At 58.3% G+C, this 14,077-nt stretch carries 16 protein-coding genes; 10 read left to right on the top strand and 6 right to left on the bottom strand.

The genetic code is table 11. The features are described 5' to 3' along the window. Positions 1-34: 34 nt before the first annotated feature. Positions 35-1,042, top strand: coding sequence for an MBL fold metallo-hydrolase (locus BLV11_RS03420; RefSeq protein WP_091811554.1), 1,008 nt, complete (start codon positions 35-37; stop codon positions 1,040-1,042). Positions 1,043-1,065: 23 nt separating this feature from the next. On the opposite strand, the gene BLV11_RS03415 is transcribed toward BLV11_RS03420, so the two are convergent. Further along, positions 1,066-1,527: a DUF1499 domain-containing protein gene (locus tag BLV11_RS03415; RefSeq protein WP_217634529.1), complete on the bottom strand. Its 462-nt coding sequence runs from the start codon at positions 1,525-1,527 to the stop codon at positions 1,066-1,068. Positions 1,528-1,753: 226 nt separating this feature from the next. On the opposite strand from BLV11_RS03415, the gene BLV11_RS03410 reads away from it, so the two are divergent. Continuing rightward, positions 1,754-2,026, top strand: coding sequence for a YebG family protein (locus BLV11_RS03410; protein WP_091811553.1), 273 nt, complete (start codon positions 1,754-1,756; stop codon positions 2,024-2,026). Between the two features lie 141 nt (positions 2,027-2,167). Continuing rightward, a complete protein-coding gene (locus tag BLV11_RS03405; protein ID WP_091811552.1) occupies positions 2,168-2,929 on the top strand; it encodes an ATP-grasp domain-containing protein in 762 nt (253 codons plus the stop codon). Here BLV11_RS03405 and BLV11_RS03400 read toward each other — a convergent pair. After that, positions 2,913-3,668 (bottom strand): dienelactone hydrolase family protein, encoded by a 756-nt coding sequence (locus BLV11_RS03400; RefSeq protein ID WP_091811551.1) that lies wholly within the window; start codon positions 3,666-3,668, stop codon positions 2,913-2,915. The genes BLV11_RS03405 and BLV11_RS03400 overlap by 17 nt on opposite strands. Before the next feature lie 125 nt (positions 3,669-3,793). Here BLV11_RS03400 and BLV11_RS03395 point away from each other — a divergent pair, with 125 nt between their 5' ends. From BLV11_RS03395 to BLV11_RS03375, 5 genes are all read left to right on the top strand, one after another. Continuing rightward, positions 3,794-3,973, top strand: a complete 180-nt coding sequence (locus BLV11_RS03395; protein WP_091811550.1) for a hypothetical protein — start codon at positions 3,794-3,796, stop codon at positions 3,971-3,973. A gap of 191 nt (positions 3,974-4,164) precedes the next feature. Next, positions 4,165-6,288 carry a formate dehydrogenase subunit alpha gene (gene fdhF / locus BLV11_RS03390; RefSeq protein WP_091811549.1) on the top strand — a complete coding sequence of 708 codons (2,124 nt, stop codon included), beginning with the start codon at positions 4,165-4,167 and terminating at the stop codon, positions 6,286-6,288. Continuing rightward, entirely contained in the window at positions 6,285-7,274 is a 990-nt protein-coding gene (locus BLV11_RS03385; RefSeq protein ID WP_091811548.1) for a 4Fe-4S dicluster domain-containing protein, read from the top strand. Before fdhF ends, BLV11_RS03385 begins: the two co-directional genes overlap by 4 nt. Beyond that, a complete protein-coding gene (locus tag BLV11_RS03380) occupies positions 7,267-8,106 on the top strand; it encodes an iron-sulfur cluster-binding protein (RefSeq protein WP_091811547.1) in 840 nt (279 codons plus the stop codon). Before BLV11_RS03385 ends, BLV11_RS03380 begins: the two co-directional genes overlap by 8 nt. An 82-nt stretch (positions 8,107-8,188) precedes the next feature. Then, positions 8,189-9,793, top strand: coding sequence for a metallophosphoesterase family protein (locus tag BLV11_RS03375; protein WP_091811546.1), 1,605 nt, complete (start codon positions 8,189-8,191; stop codon positions 9,791-9,793). A gap of 53 nt (positions 9,794-9,846) precedes the next feature. On the opposite strand, the gene BLV11_RS03370 is transcribed toward BLV11_RS03375, so the two are convergent. The 4 genes from BLV11_RS03370 to BLV11_RS03355 are packed head-to-tail and all read right to left on the bottom strand — an operon-like array spanning position 9,847 to position 12,208. Next, complete coding sequence (locus BLV11_RS03370; RefSeq protein WP_091811545.1) at positions 9,847-10,254, bottom strand: hypothetical protein; 408 nt, start codon at positions 10,252-10,254, stop codon at positions 9,847-9,849. A gap of 45 nt (positions 10,255-10,299) precedes the next feature. Further along, entirely contained in the window at positions 10,300-10,689 is a 390-nt protein-coding gene (locus BLV11_RS03365; protein ID WP_091811544.1) for a roadblock/LC7 domain-containing protein, read from the bottom strand. A 26-nt stretch (positions 10,690-10,715) separates the two neighbouring features. Further along, complete coding sequence (locus BLV11_RS03360; protein WP_091811543.1) at positions 10,716-11,243, bottom strand: GTP-binding protein; 528 nt, start codon at positions 11,241-11,243, stop codon at positions 10,716-10,718. Between the two features lie 14 nt (positions 11,244-11,257). Further along, entirely contained in the window at positions 11,258-12,208 is a 951-nt protein-coding gene (locus BLV11_RS03355; RefSeq protein ID WP_091811542.1) for a hypothetical protein, read from the bottom strand. Between the two features lie 730 nt (positions 12,209-12,938). Here BLV11_RS03355 and BLV11_RS03350 point away from each other — a divergent pair. Together BLV11_RS03350 and BLV11_RS03345 are read left to right on the top strand one after the other, a co-directional pair. Continuing rightward, a complete protein-coding gene (locus BLV11_RS03350; protein WP_091811541.1) occupies positions 12,939-13,304 on the top strand; it encodes a CidA/LrgA family protein in 366 nt (121 codons plus the stop codon). After that, the gene (locus BLV11_RS03345) at positions 13,297-14,031 is read left to right on the top strand and encodes an LrgB family protein (protein WP_091811540.1); all 735 of its coding nucleotides are present in this window, start codon (positions 13,297-13,299) and stop codon (positions 14,029-14,031) included. The genes BLV11_RS03350 and BLV11_RS03345 overlap by 8 nt, the downstream gene beginning before the upstream one ends. Positions 14,032-14,077 lie beyond the last annotated feature (46 nt).

Below are 14,077 nucleotides of genomic sequence, written 5' to 3'. Positions count from 1 at the left end.
ACAGGACCAGATAATTCCATCAGGGAACTGCTTCATGACCATTGATCGAGAGCGCCTGGCAGAGCTTGCCGAGCACCCCCACATGACCGGCAAGCGTTTCCATAACCTGGAAAACGTTCCCTCCCACGGCCTGGGGGACTTCCTGCGCTGGCAGCTGGCACCGGGACGGCGCTTCCCGAAAGGCAAGCAGTACCACCTGCTGCATCCGGATGCTCATGCTCTCAGCCATCCGCCGGAAGATGTCCAGCTCACCTGGCTTGGGCACTCGTCATTTCTGTTCCAGTACCAGGGCCAGAACATTCTCACCGACCCGGTTCTGTCCGCACGCGCCAGCCCATTTCAGTTCATTGGTCCCAAGCGCTATACCGCTCCCGCATTGGAGGTCAGCGAGATGCCGGTCATCCATCGGGTGCTGATTTCCCACAATCATTACGATCATCTAGATGAAAAAACCGTACGCCAGCTGCACCGGCGCTTTGGCGACAACCTGCAGTTTCTCATCCCCAGCGGGTTGAGGCGCTGGTTTGAGCGCCGCGGCATTCACAACCTGGTGGAACTGGACTGGTGGCAATCCCTGCAATTGGACGACGATACCGAAGCCTTCTGCCTGCCCGCCCAGCATTTCAGCGGCCGCACCGCAACGGATGGCAACACCAGTCTCTGGTGCGGCTGGTTACTGGAGATCGCCGGCTATCGTTTCTATTTTGCCGGCGATACCGGGTACGGCGGGATTTTCAAACAGATCGGTGAGGTGTTCAGCCCCATTCACCTCGCGCTACTGCCCATTGGCGCTTACGACCCACGCTGGTTCATGTCTCCGGTCCACATAGCGCCGGAAGAAGCGGTTCACATTCACCGGAATATTGGCGCGCGCCAGTCCGTGGCCATGCATTGGGGTACCTTTGTTCTCACCGACGAACCCATGGACGAACCCCCTCGCCGGCTCCGTACGGCACTGGCAGACCAGAAGGTGGATGAACACCTGTTCCGGGTCATGCAACATGGCGAAACCCTGATTTTTCCGGCCAATTGTGAATGCTAACGGCTGGTGATGGTATTGAAGGGCTAGGGGTGACGGAGCTGCTGGCGAATACGTTCCAGTCGCTCCCGGTTGACACCAAAATCCGAGTAACCCACCCGGGACGCAGAACGCACGTGAATCAGCCCCTGGGCCGGCTGGAACAGGAACTCAAGGTCATCGACGAATCTCAGGACTCTGGTCGTCGCTTCCGCCCGAAGGTAATACTCCTGGCGCGCCACAATCGTCAGGGACGACTGGGCTCCGATCACGTGCGTCAGCGATGACCACGCCGCCGCACCGCCAACAAACGGCTCAATGTAGTGCGCTTTATCATCTGCCGAGTCATAACTTGAGACGCAATTTGGGCGATCCGGGCAAAGCCGCAAGCGCCCATCGGCCTGCACGCCCAGACCGGCGGGTGGTTGGCTGCTGCAACCAGCCCCTCCCAACAGGACGACCAGACCCGCAATCATGGTCAGCAAACGGTGCAGGTTACGATGCATCATCGGCGGTCACCTGGTTTCTGGATAGTAAGCGTATCAGTTCAGGCCAGAGGCCCGAACGGTCGAAGTTCCGTCCCACTATAGGTCAACACGCTCAGAGCGCATAACGTCAAACGGTCACAAAATACTGTTTTTATATACAGCGTTATTGGTATACACTGCGCCAGGAAGTTAACTGCCATTCCCGACGGTCACAGCCACCAATCGGGAATCCAATGGAGACACATTCATGGCCGTACAAGCACTGTATTACTCTGATAGGGATGGGCTGGAAATGGCACTGAAGCACCCCGACACCATGCTGTTTTCATCCAAAGCAGATGCGGATGCCCGTGACAGGGTTCTGGAACTGGCCGAGGAAATCACCCAATTCCTGCAAAACCGGGTCGAGGGACTGGGCGAAGAGCTGGCTGAAAAGGCAGCCCTGGCCATTGCCGAAGAAAAAGACCTGTTTGCAAAAGCGCTGAAGAAGCCCTCCGTTCTGAACCAGCCGGCAGAATAGTCAGCCGGTCTGCCTGCAGCAAGCCCTGCCTGAAGGGGCTTGCTGCGACCCATACAGAAATCAGCACGGGAAAAAGCGCTTGCCAGGTGCCTGACACCACCTAGAATATGACCATTCCAATCGCCCCATGATCCCAAGCCCATGCAGCTGATCTCCTTTGATATTTTCCGAACCCTGGGTTTTCCCGACACCAAGACCCTGAAGCCAGAACAGTTCCTGAACCACAAGGAGGAGCTAAAACAAGCGGATTGGGTGCTTTACCCTGAGTATTGGCAACTGAACGCGCTGGTGCATGGGCTTAAATGCCGGGTTTTCCCGAGCGTGGCCAGTTACCACATCGGCCATAACAAGATTGAGATGACCCGGGCCTTTCAGACCGTTGCACCCGAGCACACCCCCTGGACCCTGATCGAGGCCAATGGCCATCAGGAACGGGAGATGATCTGGGACACCATGCTGCTGCCGTTTGTCGCCAAACGCCCCAAAGCCAGTATGGGAGAGGGCGTCTGGCTGATTCAGGAGCGGCAGGACTGGCAACGGTACTGCGAAGAGGCAGACGTGCTTTATGCCCAGGAATACCTGCCCATTGACCGGGATATCCGTGTGGTCATTGTTGGAGACCGGGTTGTGACCGCCTACTGGCGCCACCAGGCCGACCAGGGCTTCTACAACAATGTAGCCCGCGGCGGCCGGATCGATACCAGTCCGGTACCGCAAGCCGCCACTGAACTGGCCCTGCGACTGGCCAGGGCGCTCGACGTCAACCACGCGGGCTTCGATATCGCCATGGTTGGCGACCATCCCTATGTACTCGAATTCAACCGGCTTTTCGGTAATCAGGGGTTAGAAAAGGGCGAGGAACTTCGTAACGCCATTCTCGACTACCTTAACCAGCAGCGGTAGGGGTGGCCTGCAAGGCTCCTGAAAACACCTTGTCAAAAAATGCCAGAACCCTCTGCCAGCTGTCCTCGGCTGCTGCTTCATCATATCGGGAGCGTAACGGCGGTAACGCGCCCAGTTTTTTGAAGACAAACGTCTGGTGATTATTCATGAAGGAATGGCCAACGTTGTCGTAGCTCTTGATGTCATGAGGCACCCCGAGGATCTCCAGATGCGAGGCCAGGCGATCGCCGTGGCTGCCATAGATTACATCGGTGCGCCCCCAACCGCCCACGGCCGGGCAGATGCCCCTGAGATCATCGGCATTCTTCGGAATGCCACCGTAGAACGGAGCAACGACCTGAACCGGAGCACGACTGGCAAACAACACCGCAAATCGTCCCCCCATGCAAAAGCCCATGACGCCGACCTGAGTCACCGGCGTTTCTGTCTGCTCAAGTAACCATTGCCGACTGGCCTCCAGCTGCTCGAAGGCTTCACCCTTGCCAGTTTCATGGGCTTTCAAGGTTTTCACCACACACAGGGGTTTGCTGCCGGGCAGATCGTACAGGTCCGGTACCAGTACCGGATAGCCATTGGCAGCCAACCGGCGCCCGATGCGTTCAATGTCGTCGGTATAACCGAAGATATCGTGAATGGCGATAATTCCGGCCTGGTGGGGGTTCACGGTTTCCGGCTTAAGCCAGCGAGCCCGCATGCGATGGCCGGAGGGTAAGGGAATGGCAACCTGTTGTTCAATCATGACGACGCCGTCGCTCTGTTATTATGAGAGCCCGAGTATCCACCAACACCCGATGCGGTACCAGCGCCTCTGTACTGAACAGGCCTGTTGTGCCAAGCCCGCACCCCACACAGGAGACCACCGCCATGGCAACCATCCTGCCTTTCAAGAAGCCTGGGAAGAAGACGCCGCGCAAAGGTCTGTGCCAGCACGACTTTCATAAGTGGGAAGTGTGCAAGGCGAAACAGTTTGACGTGAAACAGGGCAAACTGGTGACCGTGTACCGCTGCACCCGCTGCGGTAAGCAGAAAGTAAAGGCCCACTGACCCCGACACGACAGCAAAAGGGTACGGCACGCCCTCTGCCAATGAATTACTGATACAGCTCAACAATTTTTCGATTCGGTCTGCAAAAATCACATCCATCACCCACAATAGAGGAGTGGTCCAGCTCGCCAGACAGGAGTAGGTACGACGGGCCCAGTCTCAAAGTCCAGCGCCATGCGAGGGAGGCGACGATGCCGGGCCAACAGTCAGTGCAGACCATCTGTCCATTTTGCGGTGTGGGGTGTGGCATGAACCTTCTGGTGGATCATCAGGAGAGTGTCGTCGGCGTGTCCCCCCAGAGTGACCACCCCATCAGCAAAGGTAAGCTCTGCGCCAAAGGCTGGAGTACGCCTTTCGCCATCGAGCCCGGCGACCGTCTCAAACACCCCCTGATACGCACCCCCAACGGCTTCCGCGCAGCCAGCTGGGAGGAAGCCTTGGAAGTGATCTGCTTTGGGCTGGAAGACATCATCACCCGACTTGGTCCCGATGCCGTCGGTGTAATCAGCAGCGCCCGGGCCAGCAACGAAGACAACTACGCCGCCCAGAAATTTGCCCGCGCCGTACTCGGCACCAACAACGTCGACCACTGTGCCCGGATATGCCACAGCCCTACCGTTGCAGGACTGAAACAGACCCTGGGCTCCGGAGCCATGACCAACAGCGCGGCGGATATCGATCAGGCCGATGTCATTGTGGTCTGGGGTTCCGATGCTACCGAAAACCACGCCATCCTTGGCGGACACATCATTGAGGCAAAGCTCAGGGGCGCCACCCTGATTGTGGTTGACCCTCGCCGCACCCGTCTTGCCAAACTGGCGGACCTGCATCTGCAGGTCCGATCCGGCAGCAATATCCTGCTGGCGAATGCCCTGCTCCATGAAATCTATCGTCACGGCTGGCAGGACCAGGCGTTTCTTGATGCCCGCTGCGAAGGTGCCGAAGCCCTTGCCGAAGCGGTTGCCGACTGCTCCCCCAGCCGATTGTCCGAGGCCATCGGCGTGCCTGCATCACAGATCCAGACGCTGGCCCGGATCTATGGTCAGGCGGGCAATGCGATGATTTTCTACGGCATGGGGATCACCCAGTTTGTCAGTGGCACGTTCAATGTCATGGCACTGGCCAACCTGGCGCTCAGCTGCGGCCAGATGGGGCGCCCCGGCACCGGCGTCAACCCGTTACGAGGACAGAACAATGTCCAGGGCGCCTGTGACATGGGCTGCCTTCCCAACGTCTACCCCGGCTATCAGGATGTGGCCGATCCAGCGGCGCGCCAGCGAATCAGTGACTATTGGCAGTGCCTGGTGCCAAACCGTACCGGCCTCACCTCCATGGGTATGACCCGGGCCGCCCTGCGGGGCGTGTTCAAGGGGATGATCCTGTTCGGCGAGGACCCAGTGGTCACCGACCCGGATCAGAACGAAGTGCTGGCCTCACTCAAGGCACTGGATCTGCTGGTGGTGGCAGAACTGACTATGACCGAAACCGCCAGCCATGCCCATGTGGTGCTTCCGGCAGCATCCTTTGCCGAAAAGAATGGCACTTTCACCAACTGCGAACGCCGGGTGCAGCTGGTCCACCAGGCAATACCGCCAGTTGGCGAGTCCCGGGGCGACTGGCAGTGGCTAGGTGCCATCGCCAGACGGCTGGGGAGCAAGGCCCTAGACTGGACAGACAGCCAGGCAGTGTTCGATGAGATGGCGGCCATTACCCCCAATTACAGCGGCATGACCTATCCGAAACTGGCCCGCCATCATGGCCTGCAGTGGCCGTGCAATGAAACGGCGCCTGACGGCACGGCCCTACTGCACCAGACATCCTTTCCGATTGGCCGTGCCAGACTGATTCCGGTTCACCATGTAGACATTGATGAGCCCGCCGATGGTGACTACCCGCTGCAACTGACCACCAACCGCCTCCACTTCCATTACGGTTGTGGATCCATGAGTCGCAAGTCACCGTTGCTGGAACGCGAAACCCCAGATGGCATCCTGTTTATCAACCCCCTGGATGCCCAGTCCCTTGGCCTGCGCGACCACAGCGCGGTCGGTGTCCGGTCCCGGCGTGGCTACCTGGAAACCCGCGCGATCCTGACCGATGACCTGCCTCCGGGACTGGTCAGCATGCCCTACCATTTCCATGAAGCCCCGTCCAACCAGCTCACCAACCGGGCCATGGATCCGATTTCAAAAATGCCGGAGCTCAAGGTCTGCGCTGTGCGGGTCTGCCCCTTACCTGAGGGGCAGCAACCTCGCCCTATACAGGCCATCCTCGCTCAGACCTCTGGCAGCGACCCCCAGGAGACATCCGGATGATGGCCTATTTCCTGACCGATCTGGCGGAGCTCACCCGGCACCTCGGACGAACCCGTCAGATCTGGCAACACGACGCCCGTCAGGACTGGTTTCAAACGGACGCGACCACGCCATCGCCTCTGGTTGCAGGCCGGCCTGCGCGCTCGGCCAAAGGTTTTTTCTTTGCCGAGCAGGAACACGTTTTCGAGTTCGATGGTCGCTATTTCAGGGAAACGCTGCCGCGGCCCAAGCCTTTTGCCCTGATCGGCGTCAGCAGCTGTGACCTCGTTGCCCTTGCCTACCAGGATCAGTTCTTTGCCGACGACCCACATTACCAGGCTCGTCGCCAGCAGGGGCTGTTGGTGGGACTGGAGTGCACCACGCCCTGCACACACGGATTCTGCCCGACCGTGGACGCCGGCCCGGGGGCCCGTGCCGGGACCGCAGACCTGGTATTACATCCCCTTGACGACGGCTGGCTGCTGACCGCCACCAGCACCCAAGGAGAAGATAGCCTGCGGGGACTGAGCCTCGCCGCGGCATCTGAATGTGCGCAGCAACTGCGGGATAAGCAACTGGCGGACTGCGAACAGCAGTTCCCGGATGACCACCACATTGTAGAAGGGGCACGGCGGCTGAATGCCGGAGAAATCGCCGAAGATCTGTGGCAGCACCTGGGCATTCAGTGTCTGAGCTGCTCCGGCTGCACCAGCCTGTGCCCCACCTGTTCCTGCTACGGGGTTCAGGATCAGTCTTCAGAACAAACCATCAGCCGGCGGCGGTTCTGGGACTCCTGCCTGTACGATGGGTTCCAGCGTGAAGCCAGCCAACACAACCCCAGTGCCGATGCCGGGGCCCGGGTACAACGGTTCTGGTACCACAAGTTCAGCGATGACTTCCGGCAGGATTTTGGCCGCTACGGCTGCGTTGGCTGTGGCCGCTGCGAAGTCACCTGCCCCGGCGTTATCGGTGTTCACTCAGTCATGAAACGGATCTGCCATGAATAGCCTCACCCCTGTCTCCGCCGAGCTGGTCGAGTTCTATGACGATGGCGAGGATGCCCGCCATTTCCACTTCCGGCTGCTAGACAGCGGCCTGTGGCCGGATACCCAACCCGGGCAATTCTTTATGCTCTCCGTACCCGGCGTCGGAGAAGTGCCGCTAACCTTCACCCAACTTCCCGACGGCCATCAGCACTGGTGGGCATTGGTACGGAAAATGGGGGCGGTAACCGGAGCCCTGTTCCGGTTGGAACCGGGCGCGATTGTCGGCGCCCGCGGCCCCTTCGGCCGTGGCTGGCCCATCACCACAAAGCCCGAAGGCCCGGCTCTTGTGATCGGTGGTGGCTGCGGACTCGCCCCCCTGGTCAGTCTTACCGATCGACTGCTGGAATCCGGTCAGGCTCCCGTTGCCCTTATCTACGGTGCCCGCAGTCTGGAAGCCCGGGTACTGAGCCGGGAGCGGGCTCGCTGGCAGGATCAGCTGGCATTATTCGAGGTGGTGGAACATCACCCCGACCACCCAGGTCGCCAGACGCCCCTCGATGCTCTGCCGAAGATTCTTCAAACCTGGGGACATACCCCGCAGGCCGCCTTCCTCTGTGGGCCTGAAGCCATGATGACCGCTCTTGGCCGCGACCTGATCCAGCGAGGCATCCCGGAAGAATCCATCTGGCTGTCGCTGGAGCGACGCATGCACTGTGCCGCAGGTACCTGTGGTCACTGTTACCTCAAACACCGCTATGTCTGCCAGAGTGGGCCGACCTTTAGCTGGGTCGAACTGCAACCACTACTGCCGCCAACCAGTGATCACCCAAAGGTGCCGCTACACACCTGCTGAGCCCCTCATCACCTTGATTCAATGGGCAAAATACGAGGAACTGGGCTAGGCTTGGGTTAACCTAAAAGCCAGGCGTCCTGACATGACCACCCCACCCCTGCCACTTGAACACATCGCCCACATGCTCAGCCCGGACAATCTGCAGATCATCGGCGCCCTGGTGCCCGGGCAGGCGATTGCCACGGATGATGCCTTCAAGGCGCTGACCGGAGAAAAGCAGGAGCTGGTGCATGGAGAATCCTTTACCGGGCGCCCCGGAACCAGCATTTTCCTGTCGCCCACCCTGGTATTGAAGGTTCATTCAAATCTGCACCTGAACCAGAAAAACTCCGAGGAGTGGGCACGCAAGGCTCTGGAGAGTGAACGCAATTATGGCGTTCACCACCCCAGCAAGACCTGGCTGCTGATCCACTATCAGGACCAGATCTGGATCGGTAACGCCACCCCCCTGCTGACCCCCCTTCACCAATACATGATTCATGGTGATCACCGTCGGCTTGACGCCGTCTTCGGCGACTACAGCACGCTCTATCTGGGGGTGGCCGAGCGTTTCGAGAAGATGCTGGATGCCGGCCTTTCAAATTTTGGTCTCGATTCCGACGGCAGCCTGTACTACCTCGATGACGATCTCTATAACTGGGATGATTTTTCAGCCCTTTCCAGCGCTCTGGGGGTCTGGGTCAGGCAATATGAAAACCTTGGCGACGAACTGTTCAGGGCTCTGGGGCAGGCCATTCGGGCGGCCGTAGTCACCGCCTTTGCGGACAACCACTGGGCCACCGTCATTCAGGAACACCTTCACGATCTGTATACCGGGAACGACGAGCAGAGAGCACGCATGAAGGCCCTCAGTGATGGCCTCGGCTCAACCACCGATGCGACTGGAACCGGCGCGGCCAAACCCGGCGCACTCAACTCGCTACCGGTGGAGCAGCTGTTTTCGCCCGGTCATGGAAAAGTGGCTATTCTGGCTGACATTCACGCCAACCTGCCGGCCCTGAAGGCCGTTCTTGAGGCGCTCGCCCACCACTCGGTCAGTTACGGAATCGTACTGGGTGACATTGTTGGCTATGGCCCCCATCCGGGCGAATGCATCGACCTGTTGCGGCGTTCGTCTCTGCACATCATAAAGGGTAACCATGATCATGCAGCGGCGACGGGGGGAGCCCGGGAAGGCTTTTCAGCCATGTCACGCTGGGTGATCGACTGGACCATTCCGAGACTCTCTGACCTCCAGAAGGCCTGGCTGAGGGAGCTTCCACTGTCGGCCCGTGGCGAGCAATGGCTGGCACTCCATGGTGCTCCCCAGGACAAATCCTTCTTCAACGGCTATGTCTACCGCATGACCTTTGAAGACAACCTGGACAACCTCAGCAGCCGTAACATCCGCTTTTGCATGCACGGCCACACCCACCTTTCCGGCGTGTACTACCGTAAAGGCAAAACCGATGGTCACAGCATGGACGCAACATTCGATCTGCAGGGCATTTCCCATGCCCTGGTATGCCCGGGCTCCGTAGGGCAGCCCAGAGGAGGTAAAACAGGGGCGGAGTTTGCACTGTTCGACCCGGAAACCCAGATCTTTCAGTTCTACAACATAGAGTACGATATCCAGGCCACCATCAACGACCTGAACCAACACCAGTTTCCTCCGCAGCTGGCAGCGAGGTTACTGCAGGGCAAGTAACACAGGAAAAGCCAGGTGGGAGCCTGCTCCCACCTTTGCCGAGGCCGGCAGGCTCAGGGGCAGAGCGGAGCCACTTTGGGCAGGGCACTGCGCAAGGCCGCCCAGCCCATACCCAGGTTTGCTTTCTTTCCGGTAATCAGCACCATGAGCGCATTGGGCTTACCAGGCACGATGCTCATGAAGTGGAACGTCTTTTCCGTTGTCATCTGGACTTCCTGCACCAGCTGTTTCAGCTCGGTACCACGCTGGGAAGCAATCAGTTTTTCGACCGTGTTGACGGTTTTACCACGAAACATATCAACCGCCGCAGCCGCTACCGCATCCAGATAACTCTGGGTAAAGTAAGGCACATTATGCGCAACAGAGAGCAATAACCCGGAATCCAGGTCAACCACCGCAGCTCCCAGGCCATCATTTACTTCCGCTACAATTCCTTCGCAGATATCGTTCAGTGTTTCCATTGTACAAACTCTCTCTCAGGGTGGGTTTTCTGTGTACCGCGGCCTTTATTTAAGTTTTTCGGCCAGCTTTTCCACAGCACTACGGGTAATACTGTGCAACATCCCCAGGTTCGCGTTCGCCCGGGCAATCACGGTCAGCACCAGTTTTTCCTTCAGGCGCAGGGTCAGGATATATCCATTACTGTTCTCTACAATCACATAGCGGCATTGTTGCTGGTCCGCCTCGATGGCCACGGTTTCACCCAGCGCCAACACCGAACTCATCATGGCCGCAAGCTTGGATGCCGGCATATCCTGCTTGAAACACTTGACCACATCATGACCATCGACGGTTGATATCAACACGCCGTAGACTGCGTCACTCTGGGTCATCATGTCGTCGAAGACACTCTGGCAAAACTGGGCGCCGTTTTCGCTGATTCTTACCTGGCTCATAGTGTTTGGTTGGTCCTGATCATCGGTTATGAATATTCAAGCAGGGAAACCAGGGCATCGATCATCAGGGCGACATCGCCCTGCTCCCGAACATCCACTTCAAAGACCGGGAACATCAGCCCCTGCTGATTCAGAGCCTGATAGAACTCGTCCAGGGGTGGGGTATCAGTCATATCCCGTTTGACCAGACCGATGACTGCTCCGGTTTCCGCAATAAAGTCGGAGAAGTTCTCCAGATACATCTTCATGTCAGCGAGAGGATCCTCACGAGTACAGTCCACCAGGATGATCAGTCCCAATCCGCCCTGTACCAGGATCTTCCACATGAACTCAAAACGCCGCTGACCCGGAGTACCGTAAAGAAATACTTTCTGGTCGTCCTCCAGGGTCAGTTCCCCGAAGTCCATGGCAACCGTGGTTTGTTCCTTGACCTCAGACAGTTCATCCGTGGTCGCGGTATCGGTACGAACCGGGGGTGTTTCACTGATGGCTGCGATGGCGGTGGTTTTCCCCGCCCCCGGTGTTCCGGTAATGATGATTTTTATTTCAGACATCGACAGCTAGACCCTTACGTTCGTGGATTGGCCAACCGGGAGCGAATTTTTGCCAGCAGCCCCTTCCGCTCCGTAGATACCTCCGGTTTGGCAGCTCCGGTTTCTGGCCTTGCCACGTCCCCACTCTGAATATCCAGGATTCCCGTCAGGAAGGCGGCATTAATAAATGCGATGATGTCGAACTCTGGCAATCCGGTGGCTTCCCTCATGTCGGCAATCCCCATGGCGCTTTTACGGCTCAGCAGAGAGCACAGAGAAAGCACTGTATGAGAAGGCCGCACCGGGCCAAAACCAGGCCAGCGGTTCAGCCTGAAGAGTCCGTTCCGGTCAACGCCATCGAGCAGCTTGCCATGAGAGCCGCATTGCCCAACAAGCCATAACACCGCCTTCTGATCCTGCCAGCGAACGGATGCTTCGGACGGAAGCCGCACGTCCGCCCCGGTGCTGATCTGGTATTCCGGGAGCGGGAGAGTCAACAATGCCGCTAGCGATTCGCCACTTTCGGAGCTGCAAAACTGCTGACGACTCCTATCGATGACGACCTCCCGGTCGCCACAGGCCAGACGCATCACCCCATTGCCCTGTCGGTCCACACAATCCGCCAAGGTGGTCACCTCAGTGGCCTCAGAGCCAACCACCGGTACCGCCAACTCATCATTGGCCTGTTCAATATCTTTCAGAACCGCAATCAGTTCGGCTGCTCTCAATGGTTTGGCCAGGCGACGGGTAAGGGCGAACCCGGGCTCACTGTTGGAGTAGGCAATGGTGTTACGCCGGGCTGTCTCCGGCCTCATTTTCCAGGTTGCAATGGCATCCGGGTTATCAACATCCAGCAGCAGGGCGTCCGCCGGAACGTCGTCCCTGTAGTGCCATTCCTCAGACATGCGCGCCCCGAGCAAGTCGATAAGCGACTTGAGGACGTTTTCGTCTTTTACAGAAAGGCCGATACTGGAAAGGTATTTCAAACCTTTACCCTCGCATTAATAAAAATGATGGTCTTGTCACCCGGCACGACGACGGAGCGACCGGTACACGTCTGGCTATGCCGTCAACATGAGGGCATGGGCAACTTCCGAGAGATAACGAAGTAACATCGACGGTGAAGGCTCCTGCCGGGAAGAAGACTTTCGAGTGAATTCCGACTGCGGGGTATGAATTTTCTGCACGCCACTTCTCCCTTGCCAAACGCCGAATGCGTTTTCTGAATAGCGAGTTACACAACCAGTCGGGCATCGTTCGATGTACTGAAAACTTCCCTTCGCACGAGGTCCGTCTATGAAACCCTGAAGCGCCGGAAAGCAACGATTTCGCCCTGCAACATCCGGCCTTCTTTGAACAAAAACTAGGACGGCGGGCGCTGACTGACAAGGAATCTGAGGTATTAATTTGTATCAGGATTGTTTCTGTATTTAGAGCAAAAACCGGGGCGCTCAAACGGCCATTATTAACCTTTGGAATTCATTAACTTTTATTAACATTCATGCACAATAGTACCAACTCCATTGGCGTGGCCCGAGGGCTTCCGCGGCATGAAAGTTCCTACCTCTGCCCCGCTTACACAAGTCCCTGCCGTGCTATCCGCCTAGGGCGGGAAGACAGATGATGAGCTTTACGGATAGCATCCCGCCCTTCTCCGCCCCATAATGGCGCCGGGTTTTCATGGACTACGCTGTTGCGGAAGATTAAGGCTGCCCTATGCCCCTGTTACGAGGTTTCCTTACCCTATTGCTGTTTCTGATGCTGGGCGAAGCCCTGCGTCTGCTGTTCCAATGGCCGGTCAGTGGCGGCATCATCGGCATGCTGTTACTGAGCCTCTGGGCCATGCTGTCTGGAGGCGTCCGCGACGATGTCGCCCTGGCCAGCCAGAAGCTGATTGCGATCCTGATCGTACTGCTGATGCCGGGGGTTGTCGGGGTGTTCTTCCTTGGCAACCGCTTCGACGGCCAGTGGCCTGCCATCGCCCTCGCGCTGGTAGGGGGCACGTTCCTGAGTGTGCTCAGCACTCTGGCGCTGCTGCGACTCCAGCTGCCCGACAGCTCAAAGGCTCGGTCCCATGACTGAACTGGCCGAACGATTCCAGCAATTGCTGCCCCACCTTCTTGGTACTCCGGCCCTGGCGGTGCTCCTGACGCTGATTGCCTATTTCCTCAGCCTTGGTATTTTCCGCAGGCTGGGACAGCCGGCATGGTGTCCTCCAGTCCTGTTGGCCGCGGTACTGCTGGCCGCATTACTGATGCTGCTTGCCATCGATTATCGAGACTATCAGCAGGGCGCCGACTGGCTGACCTTCCTACTCGGTCCCGCAACCGTCGCCCTGGGCGTTCCGTTGTATCAGCAGTTCCACCACATCCGCGCCCTGTGGCGGCCGATTCTGATTACCATCCCGCTGGCAGCCACGGTGGCCGCACTGTATGCGCTGGTCATTGCCTGGGCCCTCGGTGCTTCCGGTGAGGTGCTGGCATCGCTGGCACCCAAATCTGTCACGGCCCCCATCGCCATTGGCATCAATGAACAGATTGGTGGCTCCGTCTCTCTGCTGATGGGTAGCTTGCTGGCAACCGGGGTACTGGCCTCGCTTTTCGTTGAATGGCTGGCCCGCTGGCTGGGCGTCAGTGATGATCGTCTGATCGGTCTGACCCTGGGGATCAATGGCCACGCGATCGGCACGGTCCGGGCCTTCGAAATCAGTGCCATAGCAGGTGCCTTCTCTTCCCTCGGCATGGGGTTGACCGGCGTGTTCACCGCCCTGCTTCTGCCCTTCGCTCTGACCACCCTGGGAGTGATTTAAAGCGCCGCTGCAGGGCGGCCTTGCAGATGCCTGCAGCATAAAAGAC

Source organism: Marinobacter mobilis (assembly GCF_900106945.1).
GTDB lineage: Bacteria > Pseudomonadota > Gammaproteobacteria > Pseudomonadales > Oleiphilaceae > Marinobacter > Marinobacter mobilis.
The sequence above is the reverse complement of the archived record's forward strand: the minus strand, read 5'-3'. Positions and strand labels throughout refer to the sequence as shown.